The organism is Streptomyces sp. NPDC003032 (assembly GCF_053591415.1).
This window is the reverse complement of sequence record NZ_JBSFTT010000003.1, coordinates 367930-390616: the sequence shown is the minus strand read 5'-3', so window position 1 is coordinate 390616 and position 22687 is coordinate 367930. Positions and strand designations below refer to the sequence as shown.

Sequence of the window (22687 nt, the reverse complement as noted above, 5' to 3'; positions counted from 1 at the left end):
GGGGCCCGCGGGTCTCTCAGGTGAGGCCCAACGACCGCTTGAGGAAGTCCACTTGGAACAGCAGCAGGTTCTCCGCGACCTGTTCCTGCGGCGTCATGTGCGTCACGCCCGTCAGGGGCAGGACCTCGTGCGGGCGGCCCTCGGCGAGCAGGGCCGAGGAGAGCCGCAGGGAGTGCGCCACCACCACGTTGTCGTCGGCCAGGCCGTGCACGATCAGCATCGGGCGGTGCGGTTCGGCCGCCTCGACCAGGCCGTCGTCCCAGACCAGCGAGTTGTGGCGGTACGTCTCAGGGGTCCGGGCCGGGTCGCCCAGGTACCGCTCCTCGTAGTGCGTGTCGTACAGCCGCAGGTCCGTCACCGGGGCGCCGACCACCGCCGCGTGGAAGACGTCGGGGCGGCGCAGCACGGCCATCGCCGCGAGGTAGCCGCCGTAGGACCAGCCGCGGATCGCCACCCGGTCCAGGTCCAGGGGGTACTCCCCGGTCGCCGCGAGGGCGTGCAGGGCCTCGACCTGGTCGTCGAGCGTGAGCGTGAGGTCGTTCTTGATCGACTTCTCCCAGGCGGGGGAGCGGCCCCGCATGCCGCGGCCGTCCGCCACGATCACCGCGAACCCCTGGTCGGCGAACCACTGGGAGGTGAGGAAGACGCCCTGCGCGCTCTGGACGCGCTGTCCGTGCGGGCCGCCGTACGGATCGAGCAGTACCGGAAGCGGACCGTCCGCCACCTTGTAATCAGTGGGTAGCAGGACGGCGCACGGAATCCGCCGCGTGCCCCCTTCGGTCAGCGTCACGCGCGGCGTGAGCCCCGGACGCTGGGCGTGTGAGGCGACGGTGGCCACCTGCCTGCCGTCGCGCAGCACCCGCACCCGAGCGTCGGGACGGTCCAGCGTGGCCGAAACGAGCACGGTGAGACCGCCCGCGCGAACCGCCGAATGGACACCGGGTTCCCGCGACAGGCGCTCCACACCCAGTTCGTTGACGCGGTAGACATGCACCTCGCCGGTCTCCGGGTCGGCCGCGCCCGCGCCCGCCGACGCCGAGACGAGAATGTCCTGCTCGGCCACGTCGAGGACCGCGCGGACGTGCAACTGCGGACCGGTCAGCGGCCGTTCCCCCCAGGCGAGGACCCGCGCGCCGCCCTCGTCGACGATGCGCACCAGCTTGCCGCTGGGGGACCAGCAGGGGGTTCCGGGGAAGAGCTCCAGCCAGTCGGGGTCCTCCTCGGCGTGCACCATCCGCGTCGAGCCGTCCTCCGGGTTGACCGCGAGGTACAGCTGACTCTGCTGGTCGCGGGCCTGCACGAGCAGCAGCGGGGCGCCGTCCGACGACCAGTGCACCCGGGCCAGATAAGGGAAGCGGACGCGGTCCCACACGACCTCGGTACGCGATCCGTCCAGGCCGAGGACGAAGAGCCGTACGTCCGCGTTGGCCGTGCCCGCCGCCGGATACGCGATCGTCGTGGGCTCGCGGTCGGGGTGCGCCGGGTCCGCGATCCACCAGCGCCGGACGGGGGCGTCGTCGACACGCGCGACGAGCAGCCGGTCGGAGCCGGGCGACCACCAGAAGCCGCGGTGGCGCGCCATCGACTCCGCCGCGACATGCTCCGCAAGGCCGTACGTGACGGTCGACTCGTGGCCGGATTCCGGCTCCGCCAGCGCCCTGTCCCCCTCGCCGTCGGCGCCCGTCACACGCAGGGCGCCCCCGGAGACATACGCGACATGCCGGCCGTCGGGCGAGGGGCGCGGGTCGATCACCGGGCCCCGCGCGGGAAGTTGGCGCGCCGTGCCCGCGCGCAGCTCCGCCGCGAAGAGCCGGCCCGACAGCGCGAACGCCGCCAACTCCACCGCGGCGTCCGTCGCGTACTCCACGATGCCCGCACCGCCCTCCCGGCTGCGCTCGCGCCGCGCCAGCTCGCGCGCCGAGAGCCGCTCGGCCGCGCCGCCAAGCAGCAGGGCCGGATCGGCCGCCACGCGTTCGGCGACACCGTCCGCCAGGTCCAGGACCCAGAGCTGATGCACCCGGTCGGTACCGGAGGACGAACGCAGGAAAACGACTCGCGAACCGTCGGGCGCCACCGTGAACGCACGCGGCGCGCCGAGGGTGAACCGCTGCGTACGGGCGTTGTGACGCGGAAAGGAGAGCCGCTGTTCCTGGCTTCCGTCGGGCCTGGGGATTCCGGGGTTCTCGGTGGTCATCCCCCGACCCTATGGCGCATGCGCCCCCCTGTGCTGCCGTGCTCCGAGTCATGCGTCCGCACGGATAGTTATGATCCGTAGCGCTTGGTGGGTATGAACCTGCTGGCGTCCGCACTGGGTTACGGCAACGACTTGGAGGTGACCGCCGTGGCACTCTCGATTTCGGCGGTGGTGCTGCTGGCGATCATCGTCTTCTTGCTGGTCAAGAAGTCAGGACTGAAAGCGGGGCACGCTGTCGTCTGTACGCTGCTCGGCTTCTACCTGGCCAGCTCGTCCATCGCGCCGACGATCAACGAGCTGACGACGAACGTGGCGGGGATGATCGGCGACATCAAGTTCTGACCCGTCCTCGCGGTCCTCGTAGGGAGGGTCCGCGGGGCCTCGTAGGGTGGTCCCATGACGGAACCGCCCGCCCGGCGCCTGCTGCTCGTGCACGCGCACCCCGACGACGAGTCGATCAACAATGGCGCGACCATGGCCAAGTACGCGGCCGAGGGCGCCCATGTCACGTTGGTCACGTGCACGCTGGGCGAGGAGGGCGAGGTCATCCCGGCCCAGCTCGCCCACCTCGCCGCCGACCGCGAGGACTCCCTCGGCGCCTGGCGCGTCGGGGAACTGGCCGCCGCCATGAAGGAGCTGGGCGTCACCGACCACCGCTTCCTCGGCGGCGCCGGCCGCTACCGCGACTCCGGGATGATGGGCGCCGAGCAGAACCACCGGCCCGGCGCCTTCTGGTCGGCCGACCTCGACGAGGCGGCCGCCCACCTCGTCGAGGTGATCCGCGAGGTCCGGCCGCAGGTCCTCGTCACATACGACCCCGACGGGGGGTACGGCCACCCCGACCACATCCAGGCGCACCGCGTCGCCATGCGCGCCGCCGACCTCGCGGCCGATCCCGCCTTCCGCGGCGACCTCGGGCGGCCGCACACCATCGGCAAGATCTACTGGAACCGCGCGCCGCGGTCCGTGGTCGAGGAGCGCTTCCGGTGGATGGCGGGGCCGCTGCGGTTCTCGCCGTTCACCACGCCCGCCGCCGTCGCCGACGTGCCGGGCGTCACGGACGACGAGCGGATCACGACGGAGATCGACGGCGGGCCCTTCAAGGCGGCCAAGGCGGCGGCGATGCGGGCCCATGCCACCCAGATCACGGTGAGCGAGCCGCTCTTCGTCCTCTCCAACGGTCTCGCGCAGCCCATCTTCGAAGTGGAGTACTACGAACTGGTGCGGGGAGAAGCGTCGACACAGGGCCCGGCTCCCGAGGCGGACCTGTTTGCGGGACTCGAAAGGGTGACGGATGTGGCTGAGGTGACCGCGCTGTGAGTACGCGATCTCGTGCGTCGTCCTCGGGCGCCGCTCCGACTCCGTCTTCCCCGTCGGCGGCGGCGCCCGCGGCGCCCGCCGGGAGCTTCCTCGCGCAGCCGCTGAGAGCGGGCCGAGTCGCCGCGTACGCCGGACTGTTCGTGCTCGGCGCCGTCGTGGGCGCCGCGGGCGCGCTCGTCCAAGGCGGCTTCTTCCCCGCCGGGCTGCTGCTCGCCCTTCTCGGCGCCGCCGGTGCCTTCTACGGCGGGGCACGGGCGGTCGGCACCAAGGCGGGGGCCGTCGCGCCCGCCGCCGGCTGGCTGGTCGCGGTCATGCTGCTCACCGCCACCAGACCCGAGGGGGACTTCCTCTTCGGCGCGGGCCTCGGCTCGTACGGCTTCCTGCTCGGCGGAATGGCGGTGGCTGTGATGTGCGCCACGCTCGGGCAGCGACCGCAACCGGGCGGAGCCACCGCCCGACTTGGCAAGTGACGTACCACTTCGGCCCGTGTTCCGCACGGGTTTGACGCCGGTCGCAGGAGGAGCGCCGACGGCGGCCAGTATGGTGGTGCGGCCGCCGAGCCTCCCCCAACCTCCGGCCGGGGGGACCCCGGACGAGGTGAGACGGGCGGCGGAGTCAACCAGGAGAACCTGCCTTGAGTCGTGAAACTGACAGTTCGTCCTCCGGGCCCCAGGGGCGCGGTGGAGCCGCATACCCCTCGGGGACGCCGCCGTACGGCTCCTCCGCGCAGGGCGCAGCCGCGGACGGCGCGGACGGCCGGCGGCGGCAGGCCGCCGACGGGCGGCCCGGCGAGCCCGAGACCCAGACCACGCTGACCACGCGCATCCGGATCAACATCCCCGGGTCGCGGCCCATCCCGCCGGTCGTCATGCGTACGCCCGTCGGTGACGAGGGCGGCTCGCGCGGGGACGCCGCACAGGCGGACGACGAGAGCCGCCGGGATGTCGCCGCGCCGGGGGCGCCCGGTGCGAGAGAGGCGGGTGGCGCGATGGGTGCCGCTTCCGGTGGGGCCGGCGGAGACTTCTCTTCCGGTTCCGGTTCCGGCGGTGGTGCCGGTTCCGGTTCTGGTGGGGGCTCCGCTCCCGGTGAGGGCGGCGCGGGAGGTCCCGGCGCCGCCGAGGAGAAGACGAGCGACTGGTTCGCGCCGCGCAAGCCCGCGCGGGGCGAGAGCGGCGCGCCGGGCGGCGCGGGCGCGGCCCCGGGCAACGGCGGCCCCTCGGCGGCCGGTTCGGGCGGCCCGGGTGGTTCCGGCGGCCCCGGTGGCCCCGGTGGTCCCGGCACGGGCCCCTTCGACGTGTCCGGCGCCGTCGCGTCGGGCCCCCTCGGCGCGGGTGCTCCGCAGGGCGGCGACCCGACGCGGGGCGACCTGCCGTACTTCGCCGGAGGCCCCGGCCCCGGCGGCTCCCAGGACTCCAGGGGCCCCGCGGGCCCGACCGGCGGCCCCGTCACCGGCGACAGCCCGCTCGCGCCGCCCACGCCGGGTGCCCGCCCCTCGGGTCACGGTGGCCTCGCCAACCCCGCCGGACCTCCGCCGCGTTCCGGCGCCATGAGCGACGACACCGCGATCCTCACGCCGCAGAAGCTCTCGCCGCCCCCCGGCGGCCCCGGCTCCCTGCCCGGCGGCCCCGGCGCCCCCACGCCGGGCGGCAACGTCTCCGGGGAGACGCTGACCAGCGGCATCCCCGTCGTGCCGCCCGCGCACGACACCTCTCCGTTCGCCCACGGGCCGCAGGGCGACGGGCCGATGGCGCACACCCCGCCGAAGCTGCCCGAGCCGGTGCGCTCCGACGTGCCGCCCGCCCCGAAGCCCGCCCGGAAGTCCGCGCCGAAGCCCGCGCCGAAGAAGAAGGGCCGCAACAAGCTGGTCCTCCTCGCGGTCGCCGTGGTCGTCGTGGCCTGCGGGGCGTACGGCGCTGGCCTGTTGATGAACCACGCGGACGTGCCGAAGGGCACCACGGTGCTCGGCGTCGACATCGGCGGCGGCACCCGCGACGAGGCCGTCAAGAAGCTCGACGAGGCCCTCGGTGAGCGCGTCGCCAAGCCCCTGAAGCTGTCGGTCGCCGGTGAGCAGGTCACGCTCAAGCCGGACCAGGCGGGCCTGACCCTGGACAGTCAGGCCACCGTCCGCGCGGCGGCGGGCAGTGACTACAACCCCGTCTCGGTGGTCGGCTCGCTCTTCGGCAACCAGCGTGTCGTCGAGCCGGTCATGCCCGTCGACGAGGAGAAGCTGGCGGCCGCCCTGGAGCGCGCCGCGGGCGGCTCCGGCTCCGCGCAGGAGGGCACGGTCAAGTTCGTGCCCGGCAAGGCCGTCCCCGTCTACGGCAAGGTCGGCAAGGGAATCGACGCCAAGGCGTCGACGACGGCTGTCGCGGAGGCGTACAAGAAGCAGGTCGAGACGGGCGGCGCGGACACGGTCCAGGTGCCGGTCACCACGCGCAAGCCGACGGTCTCCAAGGCCGAGGTCGACAAGTTCATGACCCGGTTCGCGAAGCCGGCGATGTCCGCCAACGTCATGATCAAGGCGGGCGCCAAGTCGATCCCCTTCGGCCCGGCGATGTCCCTGCCGAAGATCCTGGAGGCCAAGGTCGCCGGGGACGGCACCCTCCAGCCGCACTACAACCTCGAAGAGCTGAGGAAGCTGTACGGCAACGTCTTCGACGGCATCCTGATCCAGCGCGGCAACGGCGACAAGACGCCGGTCCAGCCGACGGACGTGGCGGGCGCCATGAACAAGGCGCTCATCGGCAAGACGCCCGCGGAGCGGATCGGCGTGATCGAGACGAACGCCGGCTAGTACTGGTATTAGTTCTGGTTCCAGTAACGGGTCCGGGATGACAGATGTCATCCCGGGCCCCACACACACGACACTGCCCCCGTCGTCCGCCGCCGACGACGATGGATCACATGACAGCAGTGACCTTCACAGAGGTGACCAAGAGCTACGGCGGCGTCCGCGCCGTGGACGGCCTCACGCTCGACCTGCGCCCCGGCGAGACCGTGGCGCTCCTCGGCCCGAACGGCGCGGGCAAGTCCACCACCCTCGACCTGCTGCTCGGCCTGCGGCGCGCGGACAGCGGCACGGTACGGGTCTTCGGGACCTCACCGCGCGAGGCGATCACCGCGGGCCGGGTCGGCGCCATGTTGCAGAGCGGCGGCCTGATGGGCGAGGTCACCGTGCGCGAGCTGGTGCGGCTCGCCTGCGATCTGCACCCGAGGCCCCGCCGGATCGGTGACGTGCTCGCCCACGCGGGCATCACGGAGATCGCCGACCGCAAGGTCGACAAGCTCTCCGGCGGCCAGGAGCAGCGTGTGCGCTTCGCACTCGCCACGGCCGGGGCGAACGACCTGATCGTCCTCGACGAGCCGACCACCGGCATGGACGTCACCGCCCGCCAGGCGTTCTGGGCCACCATGCGGGAGCAGGCGGACCAGGGCCGCGCGGTCCTGTTCGCCACGCACTACCTGGAGGAGGCCGACGCGATCGCCGACCGCGTCCTGGTCCTGCACCGCGGCCGCCTCCTCGCGGACGGCACCGCCGCCGAGATCAAGGCGAAGGCGGGCGCCCGCAAGGTCTCCTTCGAGCTCGCGGAGACCGGCGCCGAGACCGGTGCGCAGACCGACGCGGCGCTGACCGGGCGGCTGCGGGAGCTGCTGCCCTTCGTGACGGCGCTGGACATCTCGGGCCACACGGTCCGTCTGCAGTCCACCGACGCCGACGCCACCGTGCACGCGCTGTACGGGCTCGGCGTGTACCCGCGCAACCTCGAAGTCGCCGGGCTCGGCCTGGAGCAGGCGTTCGTGGCGATCACCGAGGCCGAGGAGGCGAAGACCCGATGACGAACGCTCTGGCCTCGCGGGGCCTGATCAAGCTGGAGATCACCCGCGCCCTGCGCAACCGCAAGTTCCTCTTCTTCTCCGTCATCTACCCGTCGATGCTCTTCTTGATCATCGCGGGCACGCAGGGCGGCGCCGACAAGGTGCCGGACTCCAGCCTGTCCGTGCCCGCCTTCATGATGGTCTCGATGGCGTCCTTCGGCGCCCTCACCGCCGTCCTGATGGGCAACAGCGAGCGCATCGCGAAGGAGCGGGAGAGCGGCTGGGTGCGGCAGTTGCGCCTGACGGCGCTCCCCGGGCGCGGCTACGTCCTGGCGAAGACGGCGAGCGCGGCGGTGGTCAGCCTGCCGTCCATCCTCGTGGTGTTCGCGGTCGCCGCGATCTTCAAGGACGTCCGCTTCGATGCCTGGCAGTGGCTGGCGCTGACCGGCGCGATCTGGGCGGGCAGCCTCTGCTTCGCGGCGCTCGGCGTGGCGATCGGCTATCTCGCGTCCGGCGACGCGGTCCGCCCGATCACGATGATCGTCTACTTCGGGCTCTCCCTCCTCGGCGGCCTGTGGATGCCCACGACGACCTTCCCGCAGTGGCTGCGGGACGTCGCGTCCTGGCTGCCCACGCACGCGTACGCTGCGCTCGGGCAGGCCATCGAACTGGGCGAGGCCCCGCACGCGAAGGACGTCACGCTGCTGGTCGCCTACTTCCTCCTCTTCGCGGGCGGCGCGGCGTGGCTGTACCGGAAGGACACACTGAAGGCGTGAGCGAGACCCACCGCGCCGAGGACGCGCGCGACACCGGCCGCTTCGGAGAGGCCCATCCGTTGCTCACCTTCGGACGGCCCGTCATGGGCCGCCGCCAGATCCTCGCCAAAGCGCTCTGGATCGGCGTCTGGCTGGTCTTCCTGGCGAGCCCGGTGCGGGACCTGGTGACGGCCGAGCGCGGCGGCGCGGCCACGGCGCTCGGCTGCCTGGGTCTGACGGCCTTCGCCGTCTGCTACCTCTCGCTCGTCTTCCGCTTCACCTCGAAGGTGCTCGACCGGCGTGCGGTGTGCGTGTCGTTCGCGGCGCTGCTCGTGCTGGCCGTCGTCCTCGCGTACAGCTTCGGCAGCGACTGGCTCGGCCTCTTCGTCTACGTCTCCGTGTCCGCCGGGGCGGTGCTGCCGATGCGGCACGCGGCCTGGGTCGTCCCCGCGGTCACCGCCGTGATGATCGGCGTGGGCCTGCGTACGGACAGCCTCCAGGACCTCCTGGGGAACCTCGCCGTGCTCAACGTCCTCATCGGGTTCGCGATGAGCGGCGTACGCCGGTTGGTCCGTACGACGGTCCAGCTCCGTGAGGCGCGGGCCACCGTCGCCCAGCTGGCCGCCAATGAGGAGCGGCTGCGGCTGGCCAGGGACCTGCACGACCTGCTCGGCCACTCGCTCTCCCTGATCACGCTCAAGAGCGAGCTGGCCGGGCGGATGCTGCCCGACCACCCCGACAAGGCCGCTCAGCAGGTGGCCGACATCGAGCAGGTCAGCCGCCAGGCCCTGGTGGACGTGCGCGAGGCCGTCTCCGGGTACCGCAGGCGCACCCTGGCCGGCGAACTGGCGGGCGCCCGCACGGCGCTGTCCGCCGCGGGCATCGAGGCCGACGTCCCCCTGGAGGCGCCCGCCGAACTGCCGGAGGAGGAGGCCGAGGCGGCGCTCGCCTGGGCGCTGCGGGAGGCCGTGACCAACGTCGTACGGCACAGCGGCGCCCGGCGCTGCGCGGTGACGTTCACGGCACGCCAGACGCTGGCGGGGCCGCTCCTCGAACTCTCCGTGGAGGACGACGGCACGGGCGGCACGGGCGGCTCGGCCGCGGGCAACGGCCTGACGGGCCTGGCCGAGCGCGTGGAGGCGGTCGGCGGCGCCCTGGAGACGGGCCCGGCGGCCCGCCGCGGCTTCCGCCTGTCGGCCCGCGTCCCGCTGGCCGGGGCGGCCGTAGGATCCCCCTCATGAGCGGCGAGGACGGCCACGGTGTGGCGGACGGCGGGAGCGGTGTGATCAAGGTGCTGCTCGCCGAGGACCAGTCGATGGTCCGCGAGGCCCTCGCCGCCCTCCTCGGCCTGGAGCCGGACATCGAGGTGGTCGCCCAGGCGGCCCGCGGCGACGAGGTGCTGACGGCGGCGCGCGACCACGACGTGGACGTGGCGCTGCTCGACATCGAGATGCCCGGGATGACCGGCATCGAGGCGGCGGCCGGACTGCACGCCGAGTTCCCCGCGTTGAAGATCGTCATCCTCACCACCTTCGGCCGCCCCGGCTATCTGCGCAGCGCCATGGAGTCCGGCGCCGACGCGTTCCTGGTCAAGGACGCCCCCGCCGCCCAGCTCGCCGCGGCGGTGCGCAGGGTCCTGGCGGGGGAGCGGGTCATCGACCCGACGCTGGCGGCGGCCGCCCTCGCCGGGGGCGCGAACCCCCTGACGGACCGCGAGCGCGAGGTCCTGCGCGCGGCGGCCGACGGTGCCACCAACGCCGAACTGGCCGCCACCCTGCACCTCTCGCCGGGCACGGTCCGCAACTACCTCTCGACGGCGATTCAGAAGCTCGCCGTCCGCAACCGCGCGGAGGCGGTCAGGGCCGCCCGCGACAAGGGCTGGCTCTGACCGGCTGACCGCCCGCCCGCTCAGTTCAGCAGCGCCCGCGCGCCCCGTGCCTGCCGCCGCGCCCGGTCCGCCGTCGCCGCGTCCTCTCCGTCCACCTCATCGGCGTACGCGTCGAGTTCCCGCGCGCCCACCAGATAGTCCCCCTTCTGTACGAGGAGTTGGGCACGGTCGTAGCGCAGCCGGGGCGGCGGCGACGGCAGGAGCAGGGACAGGTCGATCGCCCAGAGCGAGACGTCGCAGCGCTCCGGGCGGGGCGCGGCCCAGGCGCGGATGTTGTCCAGGACGCGGCCCAGGATGTCCAGCGGGTCCGCGGGGCACAGCATCGAGGGCGCGAGCGGCGCACCGGTGGCCGCCACGACGAGCAGCTCCACGTCCGTGCGGGTCAGGACGCGCCCGCCGGCGAAGGGGTCGGCGAGCACCTGATCGTCCGGGGTGCCGAAACCGACGACGAAATGCCCCGGCAGCGCCACACCGTGGACCGGTGCCCCGGCGCGCCGCGCCACTTCCATCCACAGCACCGAGAGCAGGATCGGCAGCCCTCTGCGGCGCCGCAGCACCTCGTGCAGGAGGGAGGACTCCAGGCGGTGGTAGTCACCGGGTCTGCCCCTGAATCCGCAGTGCCCGCCGAGGAGTTCGGCGAGGACCCTGGCCCAGGCGCGGGCGTCGTCGGCGCCGCAGGACCGGTGGCCGTACGCGGCCTGCTCCGCGAGGCGTGCGATCAGGTGCCGCGCCCGGTCGATGCCCTCCCTGTCGAGGGAGGGGTCGGCCTCCGCGCCGATCAGCAGGCACAGCAGCGCGAGATCGGGCCGCGGGGCCCCGGCCTCGGCCGCGAACAGCCGCCGCCACTCGGTGGTTTCGGGGAGTCGGGGATGCATACGTCGGTGTTGCCCGGTCGGCCCGATCGATACGTCGCTCAGACGCGGCCCGCGCCCGCCCCGCCCGCTCAGTTCAGCATGGCCCGGGCCGCGCGCGCCTGCTGGCGCACCCGGTCCGCCGTGGTCGGCTCCACCGCCGTCACCACATCGGCGTACTCGTCCAGCTCCGCGGCGCCGCCGAGGAAGTCGCCGCGCTGGACGAGGAGTTGGGCACGCTCGTACCGCAGCCGCGCCGGGTGCGCGGGCAGCAGCAGGGAGAGGTCGAGGGCCCACAGCGCGACCTCCGAGCGCTCGGGGCGCGCGGCCGCCCAGGCGCGGATGTTGTTGAGGATGCGCTGCACGATGTTCAGCGGGTCGGCGGGCGTCAGCATCGACGGCTGGACGCCGGTGCCCGCGGTCCCCGCCACCAGAAGCTCCGCGTCCTGCCCGGTCAGCAGCCGCCCCCCGTCGAACGGGTCGGCGAGCACCTGCTCGTCGCGGGGCCCGAAGCCGACCACGAAGTGGCCCGGCAGCGCCACCCCGTACACCGGGGCGCCCGCCCGCCGCGCCACCTCCATCCACACCACGGAGAGCAGGATCGGCAGCCCTCTGCGGCGCCGCAGCACCTGGTGCAGGAGGGAGGACTCCAGGCGCTGGTAGTCGCCCGGCGTCCCCTCGAAGCCGCACTGCTCACCCAGCAGTTCGGCCATCGCGGACGCCCACGCCCGCGGCCCGCCGGGGCGGAACGGCAGCAGCCCCGCGAGCCGGTCCAGCTCGATGTCGGCGGCGTCGATCCCCGCCTCGTCCAGGGAGGGGTCCGCCTCCGCGCCGATCAGCAGACACAGCAGGGCGAGTCCGGGCCGTTCGGACCGTGCCTCTTCGGCGAACCGCCGCCGCCATTCGCCGGACTCCGCGTGCATACGTGCCTCGTGTCTCATGCCCTCGCCGGGCGCTGTTGCCGTGCCGTGCCGTGCTGCCCCGCCGGGCCGCCGTGCTCGGGCCCCGCGTTGCGTGTGCCCGGCCGGGCCGCTCCCGCTCAGGCCCCGCCGTGCCGGTAGTGGTGATAGGCGTGGTGCGCGGCGAAGCCCAGCCGGCCGTACAGCGCCCGCGCTCCGTCGTTGCCGTCCTCGACCTGCAGCCAGGCCGCCGACGCGCCGTCGAGCAGGGCCCGCCGGGCCAGCGCGGCCATCACCGCGGTGGCGAGCCCCTGCCGCCGGTGCTCGGGGTCCACCTCGACCGCCATGAACCCCGCCCAGCGCCCGTCCACCACGCACCGCCCGATGGCCGCCGTGGAGTCACCGCTCCCGGGCACGGAAGCGAACCACACCGAGGGCCCGCTCGCCAGCACCTTGGGCACATGAGGTGCCGACTCCCCGGCCCGCCCGTACCGCCGCAGCCAGCTCTCGTCGCAGGACCGGGACAGGTCTACGCGCGACACGTCCGCGTCCAGATCCGCGACCGGCGCGAGCCCGCCGATGTGCAGCTCGGCGCTCACCTCGCGCTCCCAGCCGCGCGCCTCCAACCCGGCGCAGAGCAACTCCTGCGTGCCCTCGGCGCCCGTCGCGGTCTGGACGTAGGCGGGCAGCCCCCGTGCCGCGTACCAGTGACGTACGTACGTCAGCGCCTCGTCCAGCGGCCGCCCCGGATCGCCCAGCGGCAGTACCGAGTTGGCCCGCCGCGTGAATCCGGCGGCGGCCCGCAGCTCCCAGTCGCCGAGCCGCTCGCTCTCCACCGGCTGCCAGGCTCGCGCGGAGACCCGCGCCAGCTCCTCGTACGAGGCGGCGGGCCCTCGGCGGCGAGCGGGCGCCGGCGGTACGACCTTGCCCGCGACCAGGGTCTGTTCCGGGATGCGGACACTCTCGCCGGTCCGCCGTGTGATGAGCACCACACCATCGTTCCACGATGTGAGAACACCCACCGTGTCGGTGAACTTACCGTCGGCTGCACCCCCTTCGCTCAGGCGCCGCACCGACACCCTTTTCCCCACGTCAGCAGGGGTGATACGCACCTCAAGCCGTCCGCCCGCAGTGAATTCCACAGCTCTGTACGCCCCTCCTGTTCGGATCTTGCCCGGGAACGGAGATACTAGGTGCGGGCATCGACGACGCCGCGCTCCCGCGCGCCAGGCGAGCGGAGCCTGAAGACGGCCCGCCAACGCCCGTATCGAGGAGGAACGACAGCGTGACCTACGTCATCGCGCAGCCTTGTGTCGACGTCAAGGACAAGGCGTGCATCGAGGAGTGCCCGGTCGACTGCATTTACGAGGGCTCCCGGTCCTTGTACATCCACCCGGACGAATGCGTCGACTGCGGAGCCTGCGAACCGGTCTGCCCGGTCGAGGCGATCTTCTACGAGGACGACACTCCGGAGGAGTGGAAGGACTACTACAAGGCGAACGTCGAGTTCTTCGACGAGCTCGGTTCGCCCGGTGGCGCGAGCAAGCTCGGTCTGATCGAGCGCGACCACGCCTTCATCGCCGCACTGCCGCCGCAGAACCAGTAACGGCAGCCTGAGCGCCGCCCCGGTCCCGTACGGCACGTCCAGCCGTACGGGACCGAGGCATTTCCACCGAGGCGCCCCGGGCAATCCCAACGAACAAGCGCACCACGGGAGTGAGCACGTGTCCGCAGTCTCCGATCGGCTTCCCGCCTTCCCCTGGGACAGGCTGGAGCCCTACAAGGCCACGGCGGCCGCGCACCCGGGCGGCATCGTCGACCTGTCCGTCGGTACGCCGGTCGACCCGGTCCCCGAGCTGATCCAGAAGGCCCTGGTCGCCGCCGCCGACTCGCCGGGCTATCCGACGGTGTGGGGCACCCCCGAGCTGCGCGACGCGATCACCGGCTGGTGCGAACGGCGCCTGGGCGCCCGGGGCATCACGCACCGCGAGGTCCTGCCGGTCGTCGGCTCCAAGGAGCTGGTGGCCTGGCTCCCGACCCAGCTGGGCCTCGGCCCGGGCGACGTGGTCGCCTACCCGCGGCTGGCCTACCCGACGTACGAGGTGGGCGCGCGCCTGGCCCGCGCGGAGTACGTCTCCTACGACCCGGAGACATTCGCGGCTGCCGCCGTCGGGACCGAGCTGGACCCGACGAACCTCAAGCTCCTGTGGCTCAACTCGCCGTCGAACCCCACCGGTCGCGTCCTGGCCAAGGAAGAGCTGACCCGCGCCGTCGCCTGGGCGCGCGAGCACGGCGTGCTGCTCGTCAGCGACGAGTGCTACCTGGAGCTGGGCTGGGAGGCCGACCCGGTCTCGGTCCTGCACCCGGACGTGTGCGGCGGCTCGTACGAGGGCATCGTCGCCGTCCACTCGCTCTCCAAGCGGTCGAACCTCGCCGGCTACCGCGCCGCGTTCATCGCCGGTGACGCGGCCGTCCTCGGTGATCTGCTCCAGATCCGCAAGCACGGCGGCATGATGACCTCCGCGCCGACCCAGGCCGCCGTCGTGGCGGCGCTCGGCGACGACCAGCATGTGCGCGAGCAGCGGGAGCGGTACGCGGCCCGGCGCACCGCCCTGCGCGACGCCCTGGTGAAGCACGGCTTCCGCATCGAGCACAGCGAGGCGAGCCTGTACCTGTGGGCCACGCGCGACGAGTCCTGCTGGGACACCGTCGGCCACCTCGCGGGGCTCGGCGTCCTGGTGGCGCCCGGCGACTTCTACGGCCCGGCGGGCGACCGCTTCGTGCGCGTGGCGCTGACGGCGACGGACGAGCGGGTGGCGGCGGCGGTCGAGCGCCTGGCGTGACACTCGTACGTTCCTCATGACGTTCGTACGCGCATGACGAGGGCCCGGAGCCAGTGGCTCCGGGCCCTGTGTGCGGGTGCCTGGTGATCAGCCGAGCGGCAGGTTCTTGGGCGGCACGTCGGTGGCCAGGCCGCCCTTGCCCACCGCGTCGGTGGGCAGACCGGCACCGGTGGCCGTGCCCGCCGTGTCGCCGAGCACCTGGCCCGCGCTGCCGGCGACGTCACCGGCGGCCTTCTGTGCGGCGGGGGCCGCGGTCTTGGCGCCCTGGCCGACGACCTTGCCCGCGGTCGGGACGGCCTTCTTCACGGTCTTGCCGCTGGTGTCACCGGCGGCCTTGGTGGCGGTCTGGGCGGCGCCGTCGACGGTGTTGCCCAGACCGTCGCCGTCCAGGGCGGTGAGCCCGCCCAGCTCGGGGGCGGCGGGCAGGCCAACGGCGCTCGCGGAGCCGGCCGCACCGACCACGGAGGCTGCGCCAGCCGCGCTGAGCAGCGCGGCACGGGCGATCCGACGGGTCAGGGGGAGGGACATGATGCTCCTTCAGACGGGGGGAGAACGTTGGGGTGTCCAGGGGTGTCCAGCCGGATCGGCTCCGGCGTCCCGGCCGGATGGCTTCCGGCGTTCGGACGCCGTGACTACCGCTCGAAGCCCGCGAAAGTTGCGGTGCGCCAACGTAAAGAGTTGGTAATGCGTCGCATTATCGGCTCCGGATAAAAACGGGCAAAAAGCTCTTCGGCCGGATGTGCTGCTGAATCCTTCATCCCCTTCGCCCGCAAGGCATGTGGCGTGGACGCGAGGCGGGAGCGGAGAAGCCGGGCGGCCCGTCCGTCCGTGGTGATCGCCGTCCCCCGATCGGGCGACCCGCCGCACTACTGCCCAGTGACGATTCGGACCTCGTCCGCGGCGCCGCCCGGACCCGCGGCCCTGTCCGTCCGCACCTTGCGCCACGACCCCGAACCCGAGGCGTGCCACTCCCGGCCGCCGTACGACACGCTCTCCACCCGCAGCGCCGAGGCCTGCGCCACCGCCCAGTGCGCCACCTCCCAGCCGCGCCGCGGCGCCCTGCCGTCGGCCGCCGCCGTGGCGGGCACCGGGACCGCCACCGTCCGCCCCCGCACGCCGGGCCGCACCTCGCGGCCGAAGTCCCGCACGAGCGCCGCCCGCACCCGCGCCGGGCCACCGGGGTCCGTGCCCGGGCGGCCCTCGCAGCTGAAGGTGGCGGGCGCGCGGCCGGTGAGCGCGGCGGCGAGCAGCAAGGCGTCCGGCTCGTGCTTGGCGTAGGCCTGCGGATAGCCGCTGCGCTGCACCCGCTGCGCGGCGACGGTCAGCGGCAGCCTCGAATAGCCGGGGACCTCGGCGAGATGCTCGTAGAAACGCCCCGCCGAGTACGCCGGGTCCATGATCTGACGCTCATCGCCCCAGCCCTGCGTGGGCCGCTGCTGGAAGAGGCCGAGCGAATCCCGGTCGCCGTGGCGGATGTTGCGCAGCCCCGACTCCTGGAGCGCCGTCGCCAGGGCGATGGTCACGGCGCGCTCGGGCATGCCGCGCGAGGTGCCCACGGCGGCGACCGTCGCGGCGTTGCGCGCCTGCTCCGCCGTGAACTCGTACGACGCTCCGTCGTCGTTCGCCGACACCACCGTGCACCGGGGAGCGGGCTTGCCCCCGTACACGTACTGCACCGCCACATAGCCCGCGACGGCGAGCAGCACGACGACCGCGGCCGTGAGACGGCTGAGACGGCCGCGCCGGAGGAGGGTGGGGGGCTCAGGCACGCGTCCAAGGTACTGGAGTCCACTGACAGGCCGACGCGCCCTGCGCGGTTCCTCTGGAGTTAGGGTCTTGCGCATGTCCCAGACCCCGCTTGACCTCACGCTGGACGCCGCCGAGCTCACCGCCCGGCTCGTCGACTTCCCGTCCCCCAGCGGTTCGGAGAAGGAGCTGGCCGACGCCATCGAGACGGCCCTGCGCGGCCTTTCGCACCTCACGGTCGACCGGCACGGCAACAACGTGGTGGCCCGCACGGACCTCGGCCGCGCGGAGCGGGTCGTCCTCGCCGGGCACATCGACACGGTGCCGATCGCGGACAACGTGCCCTCCCGCCTCGACGAGGACGGCATCCTGTGGGGCTGCGGCACCTGCGACATGAAGTCGGGCGTCGCCGTCCAGCTGCGCATCGCCCAGACGGTGACCGAGCCCAACCGCGACCTCACCTTCGTCTTCTACGACAACGAAGAGGTGGCCGCCCACCTGAACGGCCTCGGGCACGTCGCCGAGGCGCACCCCGACTGGCTGGCGGGCGACTTCGCGGTCCTCCTGGAGCCGACCGACGGCCAGGTCGAGGGCGGCTGCCAGGGCACGCTGCGGGTCCTCCTCAAGACCAAGGGGGTGCGGGCGCACTCCGCGCGCGCGTGGATGGGCTCCAACGCCATCCACGCGGCCACCCCGATCCTCACGAAGCTCGCCGCCTACGAACCGCGCAAGCCGTTCGTCGAGGGCCTCCAGTTCCACGAGGGCCTCAACGCCGTCCGCATCGAGGGCGGCGTCGCCACCAACGTCATCCCCGACGAGTGCACCGTCACCGTCAACTTCCGCTACGCCCCGGACCGCAGCGAGGAGGAGGCCCTCGCCTTTGTACGCGACTACTTCGCGGACTGCGGCGTCGACGAGTTCATCGTCGACGACCACACGGGCGCGGCCCGCCCCGGCCTCACCCACCCGGCCGCCGCCGCGTTCATGGCGGCCGTCGGCGGCGAGGCCCGCCCCAAGTTCGGCTGGACGGACGTCTCCCGCTTCAGCGCGCTCGGCGTGCCCGCGGTGAACTTCAGCCCCGGTGACCCGCTGCTCGCCCACAAGATCGACGAGCGCGTCAGGGCCTCGCTGATCCCGGAGGCGGAGGAGCGGCTGCGGGCCTGGCTGACCGCCTAGGCCGGTGGGCCTCCCGGTAGCGGACATCCCGAGGTCCCTCGGGCGTAACCCGCGTAGACCTACGCTGTGAGTCACGCACGCATGGAGGGAGCAGACGATGACCAACCCCGAAGGCCCCGCTGCCAGGAAGCGTCCCGAGGAGCAGCGGCTCGGCCCGGTGCTGCGCCGCCGCGACAAGGTCCAGGCAGGCACCACCGATCAGCGTCTCCTCGACTCCGACGGCCCTTCCGAGTGGGTGCACACCGACCCCTGGCGGGTCCTGCGCATCCAGTCCGAGTTCATCGAGGGCTTCGGCACCCTCGCCGAACTGCCGCCCGCGATCAGCGTCTTCGGATCGGCGCGTACGGCCACGGACTCTCCGGAGTACGCGGCCGGGGTGGAGATCGGCAAGGCGCTCGTGGAAGCCGGCTTCGCGGTCATCACGGGCGGCGGGCCCGGCGCGATGCAGGCCGCCAACCAAGGCGCCGTCGAGGCGAAGGGCACCTCGGTCGGCCTCGGTATCGAGCTTCCCTTCGAGCAGGGACTGAACCCCTACGTAGACATCGGGGTGAACTTCCGCTACTTCTTCGTCCGCAAGACGATGTTCGTGAAGTACGCGCAGGGGTTCGTGGTGCTGCCCGGCGGCCTCGGCACCCTGGACGAGCTCTTCGAAGCGCTCACCCTCGTACAGACCCGCAAGGTCACACGCTTCCCGATCGTCCTGTTCGGCTCGCAGTACTGGAGCGGCCTGATCGACTGGCTGAGGAACACGGTCATCGCCCAGGGCAAGGCATCCGAGGCCGACCTGCTCCTCTTCCACGTCACGGACGATGTGGAGGAGGCCATCTCCCTGGTGACCAAGGAAGTCGGAAAGTAGAGCTCTCCGAAGGCTCAGGCAAGCCCCCGGCGGGCGACCGCCGGGGGCCGGTGCCCCGCGATCGTCGCGACCATGTCCAGCACCTGCCGGGTCTCCGCGACCTCGTGGACGCGGTAGACCTGCGCGCCCAGCCACGCCGAGACCGCCGTCGTCGCCAGCGTGCCGATCACGCGCTCCTTGACCGGCTTGTCCAGCGTCTCGCCCACGAAGTCCTTGTTGGACAGGGAGACCAGGACCGGCCAGCCCGTCCCGGTCATCTCGCCGAGCCTGCGGGTGGCCTCGAGGCTGTGCCGGGTGTTCTTGCCGAAGTCGTGCCCCGGGTCGATGAGGACCGACTCGCGCGGCACACCCAGTGCGACCGCGCGTTCGGCCAGGCCGACCGTCACGCGCAGGATGTCGGCCATCACATCGTCGTACGTGACGCGGTGCGGCCTCGTCCGCGGCTCGGCGCCGCCCGCGTGCGTGCACACCAGGCCCGCCCCGTACCGCGCGGCGACCTCCGCGAGCTTCGGGTCGACGCCGCCCCACGCGTCGTTCAGCAGATCGGCGCCGGCCTCGCAGACCGCCTCGCCGACGTCGTGCCGCCACGTGTCGACGCTGATCACCACGTCGGGGAACCTTCTGCGCACCTCGGCGACGAAGCCCACCGTGCGGCGCGCCTCCTCCTCCGCCGTCACCTCCTCGCCGGGGCCCGCCTTGACCCCGCCGATGTCGATGATGGCGGCGCCCTCGGCCACCGCCTGCTCCACCCGGGCGAGCGCCGGCTCGTCGCGGAACGTGGCGCCCTGGTCGTAGAAGGAGTCCGGGGTCCGGTTGACGATCGCCATGATCACCGGCTCATGCGCGTCGAACTCGCGCCTGCCAAGCCTGAGCATCCCCTGTGGCCCTCCTGGGTCCTTGTCGCGGTTCGGCCGCCTGCGACCTTAACTGTCACAGGCGCATGGCACGATCGGACCCTGACAGTTTCAGCACGGGAGTCGAGCGTGGGGGCCTGACGACATGGTCTTGTTCTTGTTCCTGGTCATCGCCCTGGTGGTGGTGGTCGGCGCGGTCACCCTCGCCGTCGTCGGCGGCGGCGAGAGCGCGGCCCTTCCCGACGCCCCGCCCGAGCGGTTCACCGACCCGCTGCCCCACGACCGGCCGCTGCGCCGGGCCGACGTCGACGAGCTGCGCTTCCCGACGACCCTGCGCGGCTATCACATGGCGGACGTGGACGACGCCCTCGAACGCCTCGGCGCGGAACTGGCCGAGCGGGACTCCCGCATCGCCGAGCTGGAGTCGGCCCTGGCGGGCGCCCAGGCCACGGCGGTCGCGGGCCGAGCCCTCTTCGAGGGGTACGAACCACGCGAGAACGATCACAAGGGCGGCGACGAGCAGTGAGCATAGAAGCAGGCGCGCTGGCGGGCCCGGACGGCGGCCTGCGCTGCCCCTGGGGCCTGTCCACCGAGGACTACGTCGCGTACCACGACCAGGAATGGGGCCGTCCGGTCCACGGCGACGACGCGCTCTACGAGAGGCTCTGCCTGGAGGCCTTCCAGTCCGGCCTCTCCTGGATCACGATCCTGCGCCGCCGCGAGGGCTTCCGCGCGGCCTTCGCCGGCTTCGAGATCGCCTCGGTCGCCCGGTTCACGGACGAGGACCGCGAGCGGCTCCTCGCCGACCCGGGGATCATCCGCAACCGCGCCAAGATCGACGCGACGCTCGCCAACGCGCGCGTGCTCGCCGACTGGCCCGAGGGCGAACTGGACTCGCTGATCTGGTCGTTCGCCCCCGACCCCGCGTCCCGCGAGGCGCCCAAGGCGCTCTCCGACGTGCCCGCGATCACCGACGAGTCCCTGGCCCTGTCCAAGGCCCTCAAGAAGCGCGGCATCCGCTTCGTCGGCCCCACCACGGCGTACGCCCTGATGCAGGCCTGCGGCCTGGTCAACGACCACCTCGCGGACTGCGTGGCCCGCGAGGCGGCGCTTCCGGCATAGGCCCTAGCGGCCCAGATACTTCGGCTTCTCCTTGGCGATGAAGGCCTGGACGGCGATCGAGTGGTCCTGTGACGCGCCCGCCCTGCCCTGGAGCTCCTCCTCCTTGTCCAGCGCATCGTCCAAGGAGTGCTCCGCCGCGTAGCCGAGGGACTCCTTGAGCGCCGCGTACGCGAGCGTCGGCCCCTCCGCGAGGGTGCGGGCCACCTTCACCGCCTCGGCGGCCAGCTCGTCCGAGGGCACGACCTTGTTGGCGATGCCCAGGTCGTACGCCTCCTGCGCGGTGATGTTGCGCGGGAAGAGCAGCAGGTCGGCGGCGCGGCCCGGACCGACCACGCGCGGCAGCGTCCAGGAGACGCCCGAGTCGGCGGTCAGGGCGACCCCGGCGAACGAGGTGTTGAACCTGGCGGTGTCCGCGACCACGCGGTAGTCGGCGGCGAGCGCGAAACCGAGGCCCGCACCGGCGGCGACGCCGTTGACCCCGGCCACGACCGGCTTCGGCATGCCCGTCAGCGTCCGCACGATGGGGTTGTAGTGCTCCTTGACCGTGCTCATGGTCTGCCCGGTGCCCGCCTCGCGGTCCGCCGCGAGGAAGCCGATGTGCTCCTTCAGGTCCTGCCCGACGCAGAAGGCGCGCCCCGTCGCGGTGAGCAGCACCGCCCGCACGGCCGCGTCGGCGGCGGCCGCCCGCACGGCCTCCCGCAGGGCGACCTTCGCCTCGGTGTTCATGGCGTTCATCGCCTCGGGACGGTTGATCGTGATCGTCGCGAGTCCGTCGCTCACCTCGTAGAGCACGCTGTCGGCCATGGTGGTCCCCTCCGCTGGTCCAGTACGTGGACATCAGCATGACGGAGATCATCGGGGTCCGGCACGAGGCCGGATATGTGACCTGCGTCAAAGAATTTCTGGTCTGTGAGGCCTATGGGGCGGCGAAGTATCGCAGCCACATCGCCGAATTGGGTGGTTTTGCGGACGCGCGTTGCTCAAGCGATGCCGACCGATGTTGGTCATCGGGTCCCGCCATGCGGGATAATGGCCTGGAAGCAATGTGTTCGATGCCGGTGACACCTGGGTTGTCGGCTGCGATGAGCTGGTTTCAGGAAGGGGAACGAGCATGGCGGCCATGAAGCCGCGGACGGGCGACGGCCCGCTCGAGGTGACCAAGGAGGGGCGGGGCATCGTCATGCGCGTTCCGCTCGAAGGCGGCGGACGACTTGTCGTCGAACTGACTCCGGACGAGGCCGAAGCACTCGGCGACGCCCTGAAGAAGGTCGTCGGCTGACGCGGAAGCGCGCACAAATTTTCACTGCCCCGGCATCGTACGACGATGCCGGGGCAGTGCTCTTTTTCCGGGACCGGAGGGGCGCTCCAAAGGAGTGAAGGGCGCTGAGGTGCCGGGTCCCAAAGAGGGCGGGGAACTGCGCGACCCGCTACGAATGCCCCCGGATGATGACGAGCGGATGACGGCAAGCCGAATTGACGGGACAGGCCGACGAGGCAGCAGGAGACCGCTCCCGCCGGCGCCGCGCTACCGTTTGACGGCGCAGAGGAGCCCATCCCCCACCGGCAGCAACGACGGCACGAGATCCGCGCTCTCCCGAACCGCCCGCAGCAGCTCCCGCAGCCGCAGCACCTCCACGGGCTGCGGCCCGGAGTCCACGGTCCTGCCGTCCGCGAAGGCGCCCTCGAAGCAGACGAGCCCGCCGGGCCGCAGCAGGCGCAACGATTCAGCGAGACATTCGAGGGACTCCATGCGGTCGCCGTCGCAGAACACGAGGTCGTAACCGCCGTCGGCGAGGCGCGGCAGCACATCGAGCGCACGCCCCGGGATGAACCGCGCGCGGTTCCCCGCGAAGCCGGCGGCGCGGAACGCCTGCCGGGCGAACTGCTGGTGGTCAGGCTCGGGATCCACGGTGGTCAGTACGCCGTCGGGCCGCATGCCGCGCAGCAGATGAATGCCCGACACTCCGGCCCCGGTACCGATTTCGGCCACCGCTTTCGCGTCAGCCGTGGCGGCGAGCATCCCGAGCGCGGCGCCGGTGCCGGGCGACACCGAGCGCAGCCCTGCCTCCCGGGCCCGGTCACGGGCCCAGCGCAGCGCCTCGTCCTCGGCGACAAAGGCGTCGGCGAACGCCCAGCTCGTCTGCCGGTTGCCGGTAATGGCCCTCTCCTGTCCCCGTGGTTGCCTGGCCGTGACTGTATCCGTTGGGGCCGGGAACTCGCAGATGGGACCGGGCGTTTATAGGGGGTGGGAGGACGGCGGGGGTAACGGATGGATCAAGACCGGAAGCGGGCGCGTCGAAGCGACAGGACACTCGCAGAGAAGCCCGTACCAAATTCACGTAAAAACGCTTATCCGGAGCTAACGGG

Annotated in this window: 25 protein-coding genes; 16 read left to right on the top strand and 9 right to left on the bottom strand. The window is 72.6% G+C overall.

Annotated features, from left to right (window positions below; translation table 11 throughout):
• Positions 1-16: 16 nt before the first annotated feature.
• Positions 17-2194 carry a prolyl oligopeptidase family serine peptidase gene (locus tag ACWDZ7_RS06355; RefSeq protein ID WP_451795255.1) on the bottom strand — a complete coding sequence of 726 codons (2178 nt, stop codon included), beginning with the start codon at positions 2192-2194 and terminating at the stop codon, positions 17-19.
• Positions 2195-2341: 147 nt separating this feature from the next.
• Here ACWDZ7_RS06355 and ACWDZ7_RS06350 point away from each other — a divergent pair, with 147 nt between their 5' ends.
• The 8 genes from ACWDZ7_RS06350 to ACWDZ7_RS06315 all read left to right on the top strand — a co-directional run bounded on the left by ACWDZ7_RS06350 (position 2342) and on the right by ACWDZ7_RS06315 (position 9973).
• Positions 2342-2536: an SH2 domain-containing protein gene (locus ACWDZ7_RS06350; protein ID WP_358583875.1), complete on the top strand. Its 195-nt coding sequence runs from the start codon at positions 2342-2344 to the stop codon at positions 2534-2536.
• A gap of 54 nt (positions 2537-2590) precedes the next feature.
• Positions 2591-3514 (top strand): N-acetyl-1-D-myo-inositol-2-amino-2-deoxy-alpha-D-glucopyranoside deacetylase, encoded by a 924-nt coding sequence (gene mshB, locus ACWDZ7_RS06345; RefSeq protein WP_451795254.1) that lies wholly within the window; start codon positions 2591-2593, stop codon positions 3512-3514.
• A gap of 101 nt (positions 3515-3615) precedes the next feature.
• Positions 3616-3984: a DUF6113 family protein gene (locus ACWDZ7_RS06340; RefSeq protein WP_451795389.1), complete on the top strand. Its 369-nt coding sequence runs from the start codon at positions 3616-3618 to the stop codon at positions 3982-3984.
• Between the two features lie 164 nt (positions 3985-4148).
• Complete coding sequence (locus tag ACWDZ7_RS06335; protein ID WP_451795252.1) at positions 4149-6308, top strand: hypothetical protein; 2160 nt, start codon at positions 4149-4151, stop codon at positions 6306-6308.
• A gap of 101 nt (positions 6309-6409) precedes the next feature.
• Positions 6410-7351 carry an ABC transporter ATP-binding protein gene (locus ACWDZ7_RS06330; protein ID WP_451795250.1) on the top strand — a complete coding sequence of 314 codons (942 nt, stop codon included), beginning with the start codon at positions 6410-6412 and terminating at the stop codon, positions 7349-7351.
• The gene (locus ACWDZ7_RS06325; RefSeq protein ID WP_451795249.1) at positions 7348-8106 is read left to right on the top strand and encodes an ABC transporter permease; all 759 of its coding nucleotides are present in this window, start codon (positions 7348-7350) and stop codon (positions 8104-8106) included. The genes ACWDZ7_RS06330 and ACWDZ7_RS06325 overlap by 4 nt, the downstream gene beginning before the upstream one ends.
• Before the next feature lie 83 nt (positions 8107-8189).
• Positions 8190-9326 (top strand): sensor histidine kinase, encoded by a 1137-nt coding sequence (locus ACWDZ7_RS06320; RefSeq protein ID WP_451795387.1) that lies wholly within the window; start codon positions 8190-8192, stop codon positions 9324-9326.
• Complete coding sequence (locus ACWDZ7_RS06315) at positions 9323-9973, top strand: response regulator transcription factor (protein WP_451795248.1); 651 nt, start codon at positions 9323-9325, stop codon at positions 9971-9973. Before ACWDZ7_RS06320 ends, ACWDZ7_RS06315 begins: the two co-directional genes overlap by 4 nt.
• Positions 9974-9993: 20 nt before the next feature.
• Here ACWDZ7_RS06315 and ACWDZ7_RS06310 read toward each other — a convergent pair whose 3' ends face one another.
• The 3 genes from ACWDZ7_RS06310 to ACWDZ7_RS06300 form a co-directional block, all read right to left on the bottom strand.
• Positions 9994-10848 carry a transglutaminase family protein gene (locus ACWDZ7_RS06310; protein ID WP_451795246.1) on the bottom strand — a complete coding sequence of 285 codons (855 nt, stop codon included), beginning with the start codon at positions 10846-10848 and terminating at the stop codon, positions 9994-9996.
• Between the two features lie 68 nt (positions 10849-10916).
• The gene (locus ACWDZ7_RS06305) at positions 10917-11765 is read right to left on the bottom strand and encodes a transglutaminase family protein (RefSeq protein ID WP_451795244.1); all 849 of its coding nucleotides are present in this window, start codon (positions 11763-11765) and stop codon (positions 10917-10919) included.
• Between the two features lie 98 nt (positions 11766-11863).
• Entirely contained in the window at positions 11864-12865 is a 1002-nt protein-coding gene (locus ACWDZ7_RS06300) for a GNAT family N-acetyltransferase (protein WP_451795243.1), read from the bottom strand.
• Between the two features lie 143 nt (positions 12866-13008).
• Between ACWDZ7_RS06300 and fdxA the strand changes: the two genes are divergently transcribed.
• Both fdxA and ACWDZ7_RS06290 read left to right on the top strand, forming a co-directional pair.
• Positions 13009-13329, top strand: a complete 321-nt coding sequence (gene fdxA, locus ACWDZ7_RS06295; protein ID WP_030573070.1) for a ferredoxin — start codon at positions 13009-13011, stop codon at positions 13327-13329.
• A 118-nt stretch (positions 13330-13447) separates the two neighbouring features.
• Positions 13448-14566: a bifunctional succinyldiaminopimelate transaminase/glutamate-prephenate aminotransferase gene (locus ACWDZ7_RS06290; protein ID WP_451795241.1), complete on the top strand. Its 1119-nt coding sequence runs from the start codon at positions 13448-13450 to the stop codon at positions 14564-14566.
• A gap of 87 nt (positions 14567-14653) precedes the next feature.
• On the opposite strand, the gene ACWDZ7_RS06285 is transcribed toward ACWDZ7_RS06290, so the two are convergent.
• Both ACWDZ7_RS06285 and ACWDZ7_RS06280 read right to left on the bottom strand, forming a co-directional pair.
• Positions 14654-15094 carry an ATP-binding protein gene (locus ACWDZ7_RS06285; RefSeq protein WP_451795240.1) on the bottom strand — a complete coding sequence of 147 codons (441 nt, stop codon included), beginning with the start codon at positions 15092-15094 and terminating at the stop codon, positions 14654-14656.
• A gap of 338 nt (positions 15095-15432) precedes the next feature.
• Positions 15433-16335 (bottom strand): heavy metal transporter, encoded by a 903-nt coding sequence (locus ACWDZ7_RS06280; RefSeq protein ID WP_451795239.1) that lies wholly within the window; start codon positions 16333-16335, stop codon positions 15433-15435.
• 73 nt (positions 16336-16408) lie between these two features.
• On the opposite strand from ACWDZ7_RS06280, the gene dapE reads away from it, so the two are divergent.
• Both dapE and ACWDZ7_RS06270 read left to right on the top strand, forming a co-directional pair.
• Positions 16409-17488: a succinyl-diaminopimelate desuccinylase gene (dapE, locus tag ACWDZ7_RS06275; RefSeq protein ID WP_451795238.1), complete on the top strand. Its 1080-nt coding sequence runs from the start codon at positions 16409-16411 to the stop codon at positions 17486-17488.
• A 97-nt stretch (positions 17489-17585) separates the two neighbouring features.
• A complete protein-coding gene (locus ACWDZ7_RS06270) occupies positions 17586-18344 on the top strand; it encodes an LOG family protein (RefSeq protein WP_451795237.1) in 759 nt (252 codons plus the stop codon).
• A gap of 14 nt (positions 18345-18358) precedes the next feature.
• Here ACWDZ7_RS06270 and folP read toward each other — a convergent pair whose 3' ends face one another.
• The gene (gene folP, locus ACWDZ7_RS06265) at positions 18359-19219 is read right to left on the bottom strand and encodes a dihydropteroate synthase (RefSeq protein ID WP_451795235.1); all 861 of its coding nucleotides are present in this window, start codon (positions 19217-19219) and stop codon (positions 18359-18361) included.
• A 124-nt stretch (positions 19220-19343) separates the two neighbouring features.
• On the opposite strand from folP, the gene ACWDZ7_RS06260 reads away from it, so the two are divergent.
• Positions 19344-19724 carry a DivIVA domain-containing protein gene (locus tag ACWDZ7_RS06260; protein WP_451795234.1) on the top strand — a complete coding sequence of 127 codons (381 nt, stop codon included), beginning with the start codon at positions 19344-19346 and terminating at the stop codon, positions 19722-19724.
• A 2-nt stretch (positions 19725-19726) separates the two neighbouring features.
• The gene (locus ACWDZ7_RS06255) at positions 19727-20320 is read left to right on the top strand and encodes a DNA-3-methyladenine glycosylase I (RefSeq protein WP_451795385.1); all 594 of its coding nucleotides are present in this window, start codon (positions 19727-19729) and stop codon (positions 20318-20320) included.
• 3 nt (positions 20321-20323) lie between these two features.
• Here ACWDZ7_RS06255 and chcB read toward each other — a convergent pair whose 3' ends face one another.
• On the bottom strand, positions 20324-21124 hold the full coding sequence (chcB, locus tag ACWDZ7_RS06250; RefSeq protein WP_451795232.1) for a 2-cyclohexenylcarbonyl CoA isomerase: 801 nt from the start codon (positions 21122-21124) through the stop codon (positions 20324-20326).
• Between the two features lie 38 nt (positions 21125-21162).
• Between chcB and ACWDZ7_RS06245 the strand changes: the two genes are divergently transcribed.
• Together ACWDZ7_RS06245 and ACWDZ7_RS06240 are read left to right on the top strand one after the other, a co-directional pair.
• The gene (locus ACWDZ7_RS06245; protein ID WP_451795231.1) at positions 21163-21444 is read left to right on the top strand and encodes a hypothetical protein; all 282 of its coding nucleotides are present in this window, start codon (positions 21163-21165) and stop codon (positions 21442-21444) included.
• Positions 21432-21599: a DUF3117 domain-containing protein gene (locus tag ACWDZ7_RS06240; protein WP_009997451.1), complete on the top strand. Its 168-nt coding sequence runs from the start codon at positions 21432-21434 to the stop codon at positions 21597-21599. Before ACWDZ7_RS06245 ends, ACWDZ7_RS06240 begins: the two co-directional genes overlap by 13 nt.
• Before the next feature lie 246 nt (positions 21600-21845).
• Here the strand turns inward: ACWDZ7_RS06240 and ACWDZ7_RS06235 are convergent, their stop codons facing one another.
• Positions 21846-22544 (bottom strand): O-methyltransferase, encoded by a 699-nt coding sequence (locus ACWDZ7_RS06235; protein ID WP_451795383.1) that lies wholly within the window; start codon positions 22542-22544, stop codon positions 21846-21848.
• Between the last annotated feature and the right edge of the window lie 143 nt (positions 22545-22687).